Source organism: uncultured Adlercreutzia sp., assembly GCF_958431955.1.
Classification (GTDB): domain Bacteria; phylum Actinomycetota; class Coriobacteriia; order Coriobacteriales; family Eggerthellaceae; genus Adlercreutzia.
This window is the reverse complement of record NZ_CAUASN010000052.1, coordinates 1-12,001: the sequence shown is the minus strand read 5'-3', so window position 1 is coordinate 12,001 and position 12,001 is coordinate 1. Positions and strand designations below refer to the sequence as shown.

13 protein-coding genes, 1 tRNA gene, 1 other RNA gene and 1 riboswitch are annotated in these 12,001 nt (G+C 67.0%); of the genes, 1 reads left to right on the top strand and 14 read right to left on the bottom strand.

Annotated features, from left to right (window positions below; genetic code table 11):
- Positions 1-70: 70 nt before the first annotated feature.
- From Q5064_RS10925 to Q5064_RS10885, 9 genes are all read right to left on the bottom strand, one after another.
- A tRNA-Gln gene (locus tag Q5064_RS10925) sits at positions 71-144 on the bottom strand.
- 183 nt (positions 145-327) lie between these two features.
- Positions 328-993 carry a TetR/AcrR family transcriptional regulator gene (locus Q5064_RS10920; protein WP_302964643.1) on the bottom strand — a complete coding sequence of 222 codons (666 nt, stop codon included), beginning with the start codon at positions 991-993 and terminating at the stop codon, positions 328-330.
- 116 nt (positions 994-1,109) lie between these two features.
- Complete coding sequence (locus Q5064_RS10915) at positions 1,110-1,484, bottom strand: cytochrome c3 family protein (protein ID WP_302964641.1); 375 nt, start codon at positions 1,482-1,484, stop codon at positions 1,110-1,112.
- Between the two features lie 4 nt (positions 1,485-1,488).
- Complete coding sequence (locus Q5064_RS10910) at positions 1,489-3,177, bottom strand: FAD-binding protein (protein WP_302964639.1); 1,689 nt, start codon at positions 3,175-3,177, stop codon at positions 1,489-1,491.
- A gap of 217 nt (positions 3,178-3,394) precedes the next feature.
- A complete protein-coding gene (gene thiD / locus Q5064_RS10905) occupies positions 3,395-4,246 on the bottom strand; it encodes a bifunctional hydroxymethylpyrimidine kinase/phosphomethylpyrimidine kinase (RefSeq protein ID WP_302964636.1) in 852 nt (283 codons plus the stop codon).
- A 104-nt stretch (positions 4,247-4,350) separates the two neighbouring features.
- The gene (locus Q5064_RS10900; protein WP_302964635.1) at positions 4,351-4,947 is read right to left on the bottom strand and encodes a cysteine hydrolase family protein; all 597 of its coding nucleotides are present in this window, start codon (positions 4,945-4,947) and stop codon (positions 4,351-4,353) included.
- 17 nt (positions 4,948-4,964) lie between these two features.
- Entirely contained in the window at positions 4,965-5,609 is a 645-nt protein-coding gene (gene thiE, locus Q5064_RS10895) for a thiamine phosphate synthase (RefSeq protein WP_302964634.1), read from the bottom strand.
- Complete coding sequence (gene thiC, locus Q5064_RS10890; RefSeq protein ID WP_302964631.1) at positions 5,599-6,960, bottom strand: phosphomethylpyrimidine synthase ThiC; 1,362 nt, start codon at positions 6,958-6,960, stop codon at positions 5,599-5,601. The genes thiE and thiC overlap by 11 nt, the downstream gene beginning before the upstream one ends.
- Positions 6,951-7,076, bottom strand: a riboswitch (TPP riboswitch). It overlaps the preceding gene by 10 nt.
- An 11-nt stretch (positions 7,077-7,087) precedes the next feature.
- Positions 7,088-7,717 (bottom strand): thiamine diphosphokinase, encoded by a 630-nt coding sequence (locus Q5064_RS10885; RefSeq protein WP_302964630.1) that lies wholly within the window; start codon positions 7,715-7,717, stop codon positions 7,088-7,090.
- A 36-nt stretch (positions 7,718-7,753) separates the two neighbouring features.
- On the opposite strand from Q5064_RS10885, the gene rnpB reads away from it, so the two are divergent.
- Positions 7,754-8,127: RNase P RNA component class A (gene rnpB, locus Q5064_RS10880), an RNA gene on the top strand.
- 60 nt (positions 8,128-8,187) lie between these two features.
- Here the strand turns inward: rnpB and Q5064_RS10875 are convergent.
- The 5 genes from Q5064_RS10875 to Q5064_RS10855 form a co-directional block, all read right to left on the bottom strand.
- Entirely contained in the window at positions 8,188-9,018 is an 831-nt protein-coding gene (locus tag Q5064_RS10875) for a DivIVA domain-containing protein (protein ID WP_302964628.1), read from the bottom strand.
- 57 nt (positions 9,019-9,075) lie between these two features.
- Entirely contained in the window at positions 9,076-9,333 is a 258-nt protein-coding gene (locus Q5064_RS10870; protein ID WP_302964626.1) for a YggT family protein, read from the bottom strand.
- Positions 9,334-9,393: 60 nt separating this feature from the next.
- Positions 9,394-10,221: a cell division protein SepF gene (sepF, locus tag Q5064_RS10865; protein ID WP_302964624.1), complete on the bottom strand. Its 828-nt coding sequence runs from the start codon at positions 10,219-10,221 to the stop codon at positions 9,394-9,396.
- A gap of 113 nt (positions 10,222-10,334) precedes the next feature.
- Entirely contained in the window at positions 10,335-11,027 is a 693-nt protein-coding gene (locus Q5064_RS10860) for a YggS family pyridoxal phosphate-dependent enzyme (protein ID WP_302964623.1), read from the bottom strand.
- Complete coding sequence (locus tag Q5064_RS10855; RefSeq protein ID WP_302964622.1) at positions 11,017-11,856, bottom strand: polyphenol oxidase family protein; 840 nt, start codon at positions 11,854-11,856, stop codon at positions 11,017-11,019. The genes Q5064_RS10860 and Q5064_RS10855 overlap by 11 nt, the downstream gene beginning before the upstream one ends.
- Between the last annotated feature and the right edge of the window lie 145 nt (positions 11,857-12,001).

Below are 12,001 nucleotides of genomic sequence, written 5' to 3'. Positions count from 1 at the left end.
CTCCGCCTTGAGAGGGCGGCGTCCTAAACCGCTAGACGACGGAGCCACATAGTGCTTCGCGCGATGAAAATGGCTGGGGTGGAAGGAGTCGAACCCTCACATACGGCACCAGAAACCGCTGTCCTGCCATTAGACGACACCCCAACGACACTTCTTCGCACGAACCGCTAAAGCGGTAAGCGCAAGTGAGTATATTACGGAAGGGACCCGCCTGCGTCAAGTCCCAATTTCAGGAATTCCGAAAATTGCGGAGAACGGTCGTGCCATCCGCCACCCACGGCGAGAAGCCGATTCGGGCACCCCGCACGCCCGCGATTCGTCGACCTGCTACAGACGCGGTGTGCGCCACTCGCACGGATCGGGCGCGGCAAGTGAGCGGATACCCTGAATGATGATCTCCACACCGTGGGCGAAGGCATCCTCGCTGTAAGCGTCGCCGACAATGGACTGCCACAGAGGCCTACCCGAGGCGTCGCCCTTCCCCGCCGATTCCGCCGCGGACTGCGCATCCCAGTAACGCACGGCAAGCGTGTTGCCGATAAAACCTGTAAGGTAGGCGTCCACGAGAGCCCACGCCTGACGCAGCACCGGCTCGGGCATGCCCTGGGTCAGATGCAGATTCACGATCTTCTCGGTATGCTCGGCCAAACCTGCATAGCCCGCAGAAGGGTTTACCTCGATGGAAGCGAGCTGAGGATGGGCCACTTCCATACGATAGATGGACCCCATGGTGCGCCGCAGGGTATCGTCCCAGCGTTCTCCGGGAACGGGATCGGTGTCGAGACCGGCCATAAATCGGGTGAGCACGGCGGCGAGCAAGTCGTCGCGAGAGGGAAAGTGCCCGTACACCGCCATGGCCGACACACCCAGTTCGCGACCAAGGGAACGCATGGTGAACGCAGCCAGCCCGTCGCGCTCGATGAGCACCGTGGCAGCATCGACGATGCGATCGCGCGTGAGCGCGGGACGCTCGACGGATGTCTTGCCAGCCATAGCGAGCCTCCTCTCCTTCAGCCGTCAACTTTCTACTCCAGTATAGGGAAGCGGCGCGTCCGCAAGGGGCGCGCCGCTTCTTTTGCCATCTGAAATCCAGACCGGTATCGCGCCGTCTACAGCGCCGTGCCCGGACCCGTTTCAGGGTTGTGGGGCCATGCGTGGCAGTTATCGCACTGATTGTCGGTGACCTCCTTGTCCTTGGCGTGGCAGTTCACGCAGGAGGCGGGGCCGCCGTGGATGGAATCATGCGGATTGGACAGGCCGTAGTCGGCCGTGGTGACGGCCAGGGCCTCATAGCTGCCGCCGTGGCAGGACAGGCACTGCTCGTCGGAAACGTACAGGCCATCACCGGTATCTGCCATCTCGGTATGGGCGTCACCGGCGCCGGCGTCCTTCGCGGGCTCGGCGGCCGGGGCACAGGCGGCCAGAGCCGCGCAGAGGGCCACGACGCAGGCCATGCCGGCCAGCTTGATCATGTTCTTCTTCATAGGACTACTCCCCCTTCATCGCATGCTCGGCAGCCACGTAGCCGAAGGTGATGGCGCGGCCGATGGACGTTCCCGGAATATGGCGCGGATAGTTGCCCGCGAAGAAATTGCCCGAGGCGTTGCCCACGGCGTACAGGCCGGCGATGACCGTATCATCGGTGTCGAGCACCTGGCAGTCGCCGTTGATGGTCAGGCCGCCCCCCGTGGCCAGCACGCAGCTGTTGGTGGTCAAGGCGAAGAAGCGCTTGCCCGTGAACGGCATGGTCGTTGCCAGGTCGCGGTTGAAGTCCTCGTCGACGCCGCCGGCGAAGAAGCCGTTGTAGCGCTCGATGGTGGCGGCGAGGTTGCCCCCGTCGATACCGCAGGCCGCACCCAGCTCCTGGGGCGTGGCGCCCTCGAAGAGCCAGCCCTTGTCCTTGAACTCCTGGATAGTGGCGTCGTCGCCCATACCCTCCATCATGTTCTCGTCGAACACCTGGAAGCAACCGGCGCCGTAGCCGGGCTGGGCGTTCTGGGCATTCGACACCGCCTGGAACGGCAGGTCCTCGCGCACGAAGCGCTTGCCCTCGGGGTTGATCATGAGCCCGAAGTAGACGGCATTCCACGTGCGAGCATCGAAGAACGAGTCGGGGTTGCCCCAGCGGAAGTTCATGACCGGCTGCGGGCACGGATCCATCTGAGCGCCCACCTTAAGGCCCATGAGGTGGCCGTCGCCCGTGGTGCCCCAACCGGGATTCCACCAGCTGGAAGTAGCGTAGTCCTCGGGGCGAGTCCAGGCCTCCATCAGCTCGGGGTTGGCGTCGTAGCCGCCCGTGGCCAGAATGACACCCTTCGATGCGTTGATTTGTCCATAGGTGCCATCGGCGTTCTTCACGATGATGCCGGTCACAGCATCGCCCTCGCGCACCAGCTGCACCGCCGGCGTGGAGAAGCGCAGCTGCAGATTATCGTAGAGCTTGGCAACCTCCTGCATTTCCAGGCACACGTAGATGCCCGAGTAGCCCGAGCGCACACCCGCATCGGGCGGCAGGCAGGGGCTGTCGTAGAAGCCAAGCTCAGTGTCGATGAGCGGCGTGAGGGCGGGCATGCCGTTGCTGGACGGCGACTGCTCGACCTTGGAGATAACGAAGCCGTTCTCGCCCTTGTCGAGCATGGCCTGCCAGAAGTCGGTGGCTTCGCCGGAGCGGTCCACGTAGGTGCGAATGGGTTCAGGGCGCACGCGCCAGTAGGCAGCGCGGTACATCTCGTCAAGCAGGTGCACCTTGTTGATCTCGATACCCTCCTGGCACTTCGCGCCCACGGCGCCGAAGCACTCGAAGCAGCCGCGACCCTTGGTCATCTTCTCGACGCAGATGACATTGGCGCCCTCTTCGGCAGCCTTGAGCGCCGCCATCAGGCCAGAAATGCCAGCGCCGACCACAACGACGTCGAAGTCCTCGGTAGCCGCAAGCTCATCAGCGGCAATCTCGCGATCCTCGAAACCGACCGGGCCGCGCGGGCCGGGGCAAGCCGCCTTCTTCACCGGCACCCACCCGGTCTCGCAGGCGAGTCCGTAGGCGCTCTCGGCCGGCGCGCCCTCCTCGGCGGCCACGGCCACGCCCGCACCGCCCACGACAGCCATCGCGCCTGCGGCAGCGCCCATGACCCCGACGCCGCGCAGGAAATCGCGCCGGGATACGCTTCTCTCCTCCATGGTTCCTCCTTCTCTCCCCAAACCCGCTCCTCGGGTTCGGCAGACACCTCAGACCCGCCCCTCTCTTAACGTCAAGCGGGCCTTACGCTGTAAAGTGAACAGCTTGATGCATATCATAGCGACTTAACTTTACATTGTAAAGGCATAAAGGGGACGAAAATGCCCCGCCGAAGCGGGGCCGAGGCGAAAGTGCCATGGGAAGGGGCACGAGGACACCCTAGCAAGGAGGCTGGCCGTAGCGCCACATGTGGTTCAAGGGCCCGCTCCCCCGGCCGAGGTCCAGCCCCGCGCCCAGGGCACCGGCCACGTAGGCCTTGGCCTCGCGCACGGCCACGTCCACCGAGAAGCCCTGGGCGAGACCGCAGGCGACAGCCGACGACAGCGAGCAGCCCGTGCCGTGGGTGTTCGCCGTTTCCACACGCCGACCGCGCAGCCACACGTGCTCGCCGCCGGCCATGCGCAGGTAGTCGTCGGCGGCATCGGGCGCGCCCACGCCATGGCCACCCTTCACCATGATGGCGGGCACGCGGGGCACAGCATCTAAGTCGGGCGACGTCTCAGCCGCCGCGATGCAGCGCTCGGCGATGAGCTCGGCGGCGCGTTCCACGTCCTCGGCGCCCGCGATCTTCATGCCCGCGAGTACCTCGGCCTCGGGAATGTTCGGCGTGACGACGTCGGCGAGGGGGAACAGCTCGGCCACCAGCGCGTCCACCGCCGCATCGGCGATGAGCGCCGAGCCGGAGGTAGCCACCATCACCGGATCCACCACGATATTGCAGGCGTGATGGCGACGCAGCCCGTCGGCAATGGCCCGCACGATGTCCGGCGAGGACACCATGCCGATCTTCACCGCATCGGGGCGGATGTCGTCGAACACGGCGTCCATCTGGGCGCCCACGAAGGCGGGATCCACGTCCATCACCCCGAACACGCCCGTGGTGTTCTGGGCCGTGAGCGCCGTGATGACGCTCTCACCGAACAGCTGGTGGGCGATGATGGTCTTCAAATCGGCCTGGATGCCCGCTCCGCCGCTGGAGTCGGATCCGGCAATGGTGAGAACCGCTTTCATGGCGTTCCTTTCTCGGAAATATCGAATGCGCCTATCATAGGCCATAAAAGAAGGCGGGCACGAGCGCCCGCCTTTCTCTGGCAATCAACCGTCAAGCGGGGGCCCTACCCCTCGATGAGACGCACGGCCGCATCGGTGTCGATGATCTTGGCCGCGTAGCAAGTCTTCATATAATCGAGGCCGCTCTCCTGGTCGCCCACGAGGAAGGTGGCCGTGGCGTCTTCCACCACGATGATGTTGAAGTTGTTGAAGTAGGCGTCGGCCACGGTGTGCTTCACGCAGATGTTGGTGTCCATGCCGCAGCAGATGAGCGTGTCCACGCCCAGCTCGTTCAGAAGCAGCAGAAGCCCCGTCTGGAAAAACCCGCTGTAGCGGCGCTTCTCCACCACGTAATCGGTCGGCTGCGGATCCAGAAGCGGCGAGGTCTGCGCCTCGGGCGTGCCGGCGATGCCGTGGGTGCCCCACAGCGCCAGCTCGCGATCGAGCCCGGGGATATGAGCGTCGTTGGTGAAGATGACGGGCATGCCCGCCGCGCGCGCCGCGGTCGTGAGCTTCGCCGTCTGCAGGATGGAGGGCAGAAGCACGGCCTCCAGCGGGCCGCCCGTGGGGTCTCCCAGCTCGTCGATGACGAGCAGCGCGCACTTCGCGCGGTCGATGGCGGCAAGATCGATGAGGTCGTTGTTGTTCTCGTCTCCCAGCATGGGCACTTGTCCTCTCTCTAAAGGGTTTCGTCGATGATACGGGAAAGCTCGCGGGTCGCGCCCTCAATATCGTCGGCGGCGAAGATGGCGCTCACGACGGCAGCACCGTCCACGTCAAGATCGGCCAGAAGGGGGATCGTCTCCGCGTTCACGCCTCCGATGGCCACCACGGGAATATCCACCGCCGCGGCGATGGCGCGGAACTCCTCGGGCGTGAGCACGCCGGCCTCGGGCTTGGTGGCCGTACCGCGCACACCACCCACGCCCAAATAGTCGGCGCCGGCGGCCTCGGCGGCGCGGGCCTGCTCTACCGTCTGGGCGCTCACCCCCACGATGGCGTCGGGTCCGAGGAGCGCCCGGGCCCGCTCGCAGGCCGTGTCGTCCTGGCCCACATGCACCCCGTCGGCGCCGACCGCAAGCGCGCACTCCACCTCGTCGTTCACCACGAAGGGCACCCCGGCATCGCGGCAGAGCGCCAGCAGCTCGGCGGCCTCTGCGGCGAGCGCATCGGGCGCGGCATGCTTGTCGCGCAGCTGCACGAAGGTGGCGCCTCCCGCGAGCGCCTCTTCCACGCACTGGGCCAGCGTCCGCTCCCCCAGCCACGCGTTGTCCGTCACGGCGTACAGGCGCAGAGCCTGCTTCAGGTTCCGCTTATCGAACATGCTCGTCTCCCAACTCGACAGTTAGCCCGTCCATGATGTCGTTCACGGTCTTCATGGCGCACATCTTGCCGCACATGGTGCAAGTGCCCTCGGTGGAGGGCGGCGCGCTCTCGAAGATAGAGCGGGCGCGCTCGGGATCGAGGGCGAGCGAGAACATCTCGTCCCAGGCCACGCGCCGGCGTGCATCGCTCATGCGGTCGTCGCGATCGCGCGCGCCGGGCACGCCCTTGGCGATGTCGGCCGCATGGGCGGCGATCCTCGTGGCCACGAGCCCCTCGCGCACGTCATTCGCATTCGGCAGCCGCAAGTGCTCGGCCGGCGTCACGTAGCAGAGGAAGTCGGCTCCGGCCGTGGCGGCCACCGCGCCGCCGATAGCCGCAGTGATATGGTCGTATCCGGGGGCGATGTCGGTGACGAGCGGCCCGAGCACGTAGAAGGGCGCGTTATGGCACAGCCGCTTCTCCAGCTTCATGTTGGCGGCGATCTCGTCAAGGGCCATGTGCCCCGGCCCCTCGATCATCACCTGCACGCCCGCCTCCCAGGCGCGCTTCGTGAGCTTGCCCAACTCGATGAGCTCGGCGATCTGCGCCGCGTCGGTGGCGTCGTAGCCCGAACCGGGGCGCATGGCATCGCCTAGCGAGATGCACACGTCGTGCTCGTGCAGAATGGCGAGCACCTCGTCGTAGTACTCGTAGAAGGGGTTCTCGCGCCCGGTGGCCTCCATCCACGCGAAGATGAGCGAGCCGCCGCGGGAGACGATGTTGGTGAGGCGCCCCGTCTCCTTGAACGACTCGATGACCCGGCGGTTCATGCCGGCATGGATAGTGACGAAATCCACCCCGTCCTCGGCATGGGCCCGCACCACCTCCAGAAAGTCCTCGGGCGTGATGGCGATGAGCGCCTTCTCCAGATACCCGATGGCGTCGTACATGGGCACGGTGCCGATCATGGCCGGCGACTGCTCGATGAGGCGGGTGCGGAAGGCGCGGGTCTTGCCGGAATTCGACAGGTCCATGATGGCATCGGCGCCGAGTTCGAGCGCCACGGCCACCTTCTCCCATTCCACGGCCGCATCGGCCAGATCTCCCGAGATGCCGAGGTTCACGTTCACCTTGGTGGAAAGCGGAACGCCGGTCAAGGTCGACCCCACGCCAGCGGGCACGAGGCTCTCATGGTGGATGTTCGCCGGAATGGCGATGCGACCCGCGGCCACGGCGGCGCGGATATCCTCAGCCGCGATGCCCTCGCGCTCGGCCACGGCCGCCATCTGCGGCGTGACGATGCCCGCGCGGGCGAAGTCGATCTGCGTAACGGGTGCGGCGCCGACGCCGCGCGACTGATCGTCAGTCATGAGAAACTCCCTTCGTTGGCATTACCCACAGCAGGTTCCTCGGGTCGGGGCGTGTGCGGCGCCCCCTCTCAGCCTGCCCGGCCGCATGGCGGCTGCAAGCTCCCCGGATATGAGGTTGTGGCCGCTATTATAACGGCAGGAACACCGCGAGCGTGCCGCTTTCCACGGAAATGCGGGCGGCGGTGCCCGCAAGCTCGTTGGAAAGCCCCCAGCTCGTGCGGTTGGTGAGCGCCACGTGGTCGAGCCCGTACTTCAGCCCTTCCTCGCACACGCCGGTAGCCACGTCGGACAAGGAGAACACCGACACGATGGCCCCGGCCTCATCGCCGGCGACGGTCAGCTCGCCGGGCCCGACGAGGAACGTGACGCGCTCGCGCTCCCCCACCGCCGTCACGGTAAGCCCCCGCTCGGCGAAAGAGGCGAGCAGAAGCAGGTTCGCGAGCGTATGGTCGAGCCGGCCTCCGAGCGCCCCGTACACCTCTACGGCATCGGCGCCCCGCGCGAGGGCCTCCTCCAGGGCCAGCTCCATATCCGACGCGTCCTTCTCGGCCGGAAACGCCTTCACCGGCACACCCTCGGGCACATAGCCCAGCGAATCGAAATCGCCCAGGGCGAGATCCGGCACGCAACCGGCCGCCTCAAGCGAGGCGAAGCCGCCGTCCACGGCGATAACGGCGTCGAAGGCGTGGGCAGAGGCGCGGTCGGCAAAATGAGCCACATTGAAATCGGAGGCTCCCACAAGGGCGAAGGTTGTCACAGAGGTCCTTTCTCTCTTCTGCTACAATACCACAGGCGAGCGGGCCAGACGGCCGCGTACCCCTTGCGGGTGCGAGGAAAGTCCGGGCTCCGCAGGGCAAGATGCCAGCTAACGGCTGGGCGGGGCGACCCGACGGAAAGTGCCACAGAAAAGAAGACTCCCCCGCGCGAAACGTGTTGTACAAAGCAGCACGCACGAAACGGGAGAAAAGCTGAAACGGTGCGGTAAGAGCGCACCAGCGCGCTGGCAACAGCGTGGCTTGGTAAACCCCATCTGGAGCAAACGCAAATAGGAGCGCCATACGGTGGCCCGCCGTGCGCTCGGGTTGCGCGCTAGAGGCGCCTGGCGACAGGCGTTCGAGATAAATGGCCGTCCTCCGACAGAACCCGGCTTACCGGCCCGCTCGCCTCCTCAAAAAGAAAAGGCCCCGGAGGGCCTTTTCGTGTTCCTTGGCGGCAGAGCGCGGCAGGTTAGTCGATTTCCTCGAACTCGAAGTCGTCGGCGTCGCCGAAGCCGGAGAGGTCCTTCTCGAAGGCGGAGGCCACGGGCGTCGCGGCGGCCACGGCGATGCCCGCCGAGGCGGCCGGCGCAGCCGCGGGCGCGGCCGGCGTCACATAGGAGGACGGGGCCACGTATTCGTCGATCTCGAAGTTGCCCGTCATGCCGCTGGCCACGTCGTACTCGCCGTCGCCGGCGGCCGCAGCGGCGGCCGGCACGTTCGCGCCGATGTCGGCGAGCTTGCGGGAGGCGTCGGAGATGATGTCCTTCAAGAGGTCGGCGTACTCCTCGCGGGCGTCCTCGCGGTCGTCCTGCAGCTTGCGGATGGCGTCGATGACGTCCTGGCGGTCGGTGTTGGCGCGGTCGATGATGCGCTGGGCCTCGTCGCGGGCGTCCTGGATGGTCTCCGTGGCGTTCGCGTTGGCCTTGGCCAGAATCTCGTCGGCCGAGCGCTGGGCGATGATGAGGGCCTGGGCGATAGCGTTGTCGTCGGCGCGCTTGTCGTCGAGCTGGCACTCCAAGTCGGCGATAATCGCGTCTTTCTGGGCGAGCTGCGCGTCGAACTCGGCGGTATCCACCGAGGAGGACACGGTCTCGGTGATGGCCACCGTGGAGGAAGCCGGCGCGTCGAAGCCGTTGAAGCGATCCTCCTCCAGCTGCGCCTGCAGATGGGCGATGGTGTCGTTCAGCACGTCGATCTCATCGGCCACGTGCTCGAGGAAGACATCGACCTCGTCGACGTCGTAGCCCTTGCGGTCGATGGAGAAGCTCTGATTGTGGATGTCAGAAGCGGTGATAGCCATGAATGTTACCCTAGCCCTTCTCGTTTCCGTTGCTATGTGTATGCCGGTCGTCTGACTTTAGAAGAGCACTACCAGCAAACGTACCCCGAATTGTAATACAAGCAAGGCGATGATGGGAGTTACGTCCACCATTCCTCCAAGGGGCGGAATCAACTTCCTGAACAAGTTCAGGTACGGGTCGCACAGTTTCCCGAGGGCCCGGTAGATATCGCCGATAATGCCCGCCTGCGTGTTCGGCAGCCATGACATCATCACATAGATGAAGATGATCATGGAGTACGCATCCGCCAGACGGACGATGAGAGAGGTTATCATGGATTGAGCTCCTTACATTGCTCGGCGGCCGCGGCGTTGCCGTGCCGTTTCGGAAGGCTCTTACACGAGGCCCTGGCTGCGCAGGTACGAGCGCTCGGCCTCGGACAGCTCGCTCGAGCGGGTGAGCGCGAACACCTTGTTGCCGACGCATTCCACGCTGGCGTCGAGCGCGCTTGCCACGCCGAAGGAGAAGTCGAGGATGCGCTTGGAGAGCGCGTCGGGGGTGCCCGTCAGGCAGAGCACCACCGCATCCCCCAGCTTCAGCGCCGTGGACACGCCCTCGGCGTCGTTGTAGGCCACAGGCTTGATGACCTTCAGGGTGCGCGAGGGGCTCGTGCGGGCCGTGGCGAAGGCGCTCGCCCCGGTGAAGGAGCGCGCTGCCGGGCGCTCGTCGGCCGGCGCGGGGGCGGGCGTGGTGGGCTCGAACAGCGAGTTGAGGCCCTCGGAACGCGCCTGATGGGTCGCCGAGGCGGCGGCCGAGGCGGCAGCGGTGCCCTCGGGGGTCATCTGCGGAGGCAGCGAGGAGTCCACCATGGTGCGGAAGGAGCTCGACCCCGAGGAGCGGCGGGAGGACGTCCCGTGGTCGTCGGGGAGCGTGGGCACCTGGGTGCGGGCGCGCACGTCGTCGATGGACACGAGGCGCGGCATGGTGGAGCGTCCCGCCGAGCGGGTGCCCGGATCGCGCGTGGTCACCGAGTCGTAGCGGTCGAACGAGGAGCGGGACGAGGTGCGGGTGTAGCTCTCGTCGTAGCCGTACTCGCCGTAGTCTTCGCCCTCTTCGTCGTACTCCTCGTAGTCGTCGTAGTACTCCTCATAGTCGTCCTTGCGGCCGAAGCCCAATTTCGACTTAATATCGCCGAACATGCGCTTGCCGTCGTTCAGGTCCATGGGGCCTCCTGCTTCGTTTCCACTGCGGCGCTGAGCCGCCCTTGCTCGTATAAGGTCTCAGGGACGCGGACGCGCCCTCTCGTCAGTTGTCCATCATCATAGCAGGTTCGGCGCTATTCCTCGAAAGATTCGCTAAAGATCGCACGGCCGACGCGCACAATCGTGGCGCCGCAGGCGATGGCGGCCGGCCAGTCCTCGCTCATGCCCATGGAAAGCTCGGTGAACGCGGCGGCGTCCTCCTCGGAAAGCTGCGCGCGCACCTCGTCGGCGAGCGCGGCCAGGCCCCGGAAGGTCTCGAGGGCGCGCTCGGGGTCGCCCTGGGGCGCCATGGTCATAAGACCGCGCACCCGCACGTGGGGCAGCCCGCAGCAGAGGCGCGCCAGCGCGGCCGCCTCGGCGGGCGCGATACCGCTCTTCGATTCCTCGCCGGACACGTTCACCTCGATGAGCACGTCCTGCACCTTGCCGAGGGCCGCGGCCGCCCGGTCGATCTTCTCGGCATGGCGCGCCTGGTAAAGCGAGTGGATGAGCGCGGAGGCGCCCACGATGTCGGGGATGCGCCGCGACTGGATGTTCCCGATGAAGTGCCAGCGGACATCCGGGAAGGCCGCGGCCTTGGCGACGATCTGGTCGGGGCGGTTCTCGCCGAAGTCCCGAGCGCCCGCCTCCACGGCCCGGGCCACCTCGGCGGCCCCCACCGTCTTGGAGACGGCCACCAGCCGCACGGCGTCGGCGGCCCGCCCGGCCCGCTCCGCCGCGGCCGCCACCTCGTCCGCCACTTTCCGATAACGCTGCTCAACGCCCATGGGGCTGCTCCTTCCGTCCGGCGAAGGCGCCGTGGCGCCCACAGCGGCCCCCGCTCTTCCGATACGAGAAATACCGGTCGTCGCGGCAGGCGGTGCACTCCCCCGCGCTCGCGACGCGCGCGTCCGCCACGCCGGCCTCGGCCAGGCCCGCGCGCACGGCGGCCTCAAGATCCAGGTGATCGCCGCCGACCGAGCACGCCGCCCCGTAGCGCGCGGCGAAGCGCCCCACGAGCTCGGGGCCGCACTCGTAGCACTCGGCCCCGATGTGCGGCCCGATGTAGGCGTTGTAGTCGGCCGGTCCCGCCGTCGCGCCGAGACGCGCGTCCAGGGCCGCGAGCGCCTCGACGGCGCGGGCCGGGATGTTCGCCAAAGCGCCGCGCCAGCCCGCATGGGCCACGGCGAAGGCGCCCGTGGGCGAGACGACGATGACGGGCGTGCAGTCGGCGAAGCACAGAAGCGCCGCCACATCCGGCACCCCCACGGCCACGCCGTCGGCGCCGGCGGCCGCCGCCTCCCTGACGGCGGCGGGAACAGGGGCCGCCTCGGCCACGGAGAGCACGACATCGCCGTGCACCTGGTTCAGCGTGAGGAGCTCGGCCTGCGCGAGGCCGGCGGCGGCCATGAGGCGCGCGCGGTTCTCCGCGACGGCGGCCGCGTCATCGCCCACATGGCCTCCCAGGTTGAGGGAGTCGAAGGGCGCCTCGCTCACGCCGCCTGCGCGGCGCGTGAAGCCCATGCGCACGCCGCAGGCCGCGAACAGGGGCTCGTCGGTCAAAAAGGACAGGCCCGCATGGGAGCGGGCCTGCAATGTGGGCAGGGGAAGTGCCATGGGGCCGTACCGCCGCCTCTCTCCTAGCGCGAGCGCTTCAGGAAGTCGGGAATGTAGTCCTCGTCGGCGAAGCGGTTCGCCGGGGCCGGGGCGCTGAAGGTGACGGGGGCCTGCTGGGCCGGCTGGGGCGCGGGGGCCTCGGTGG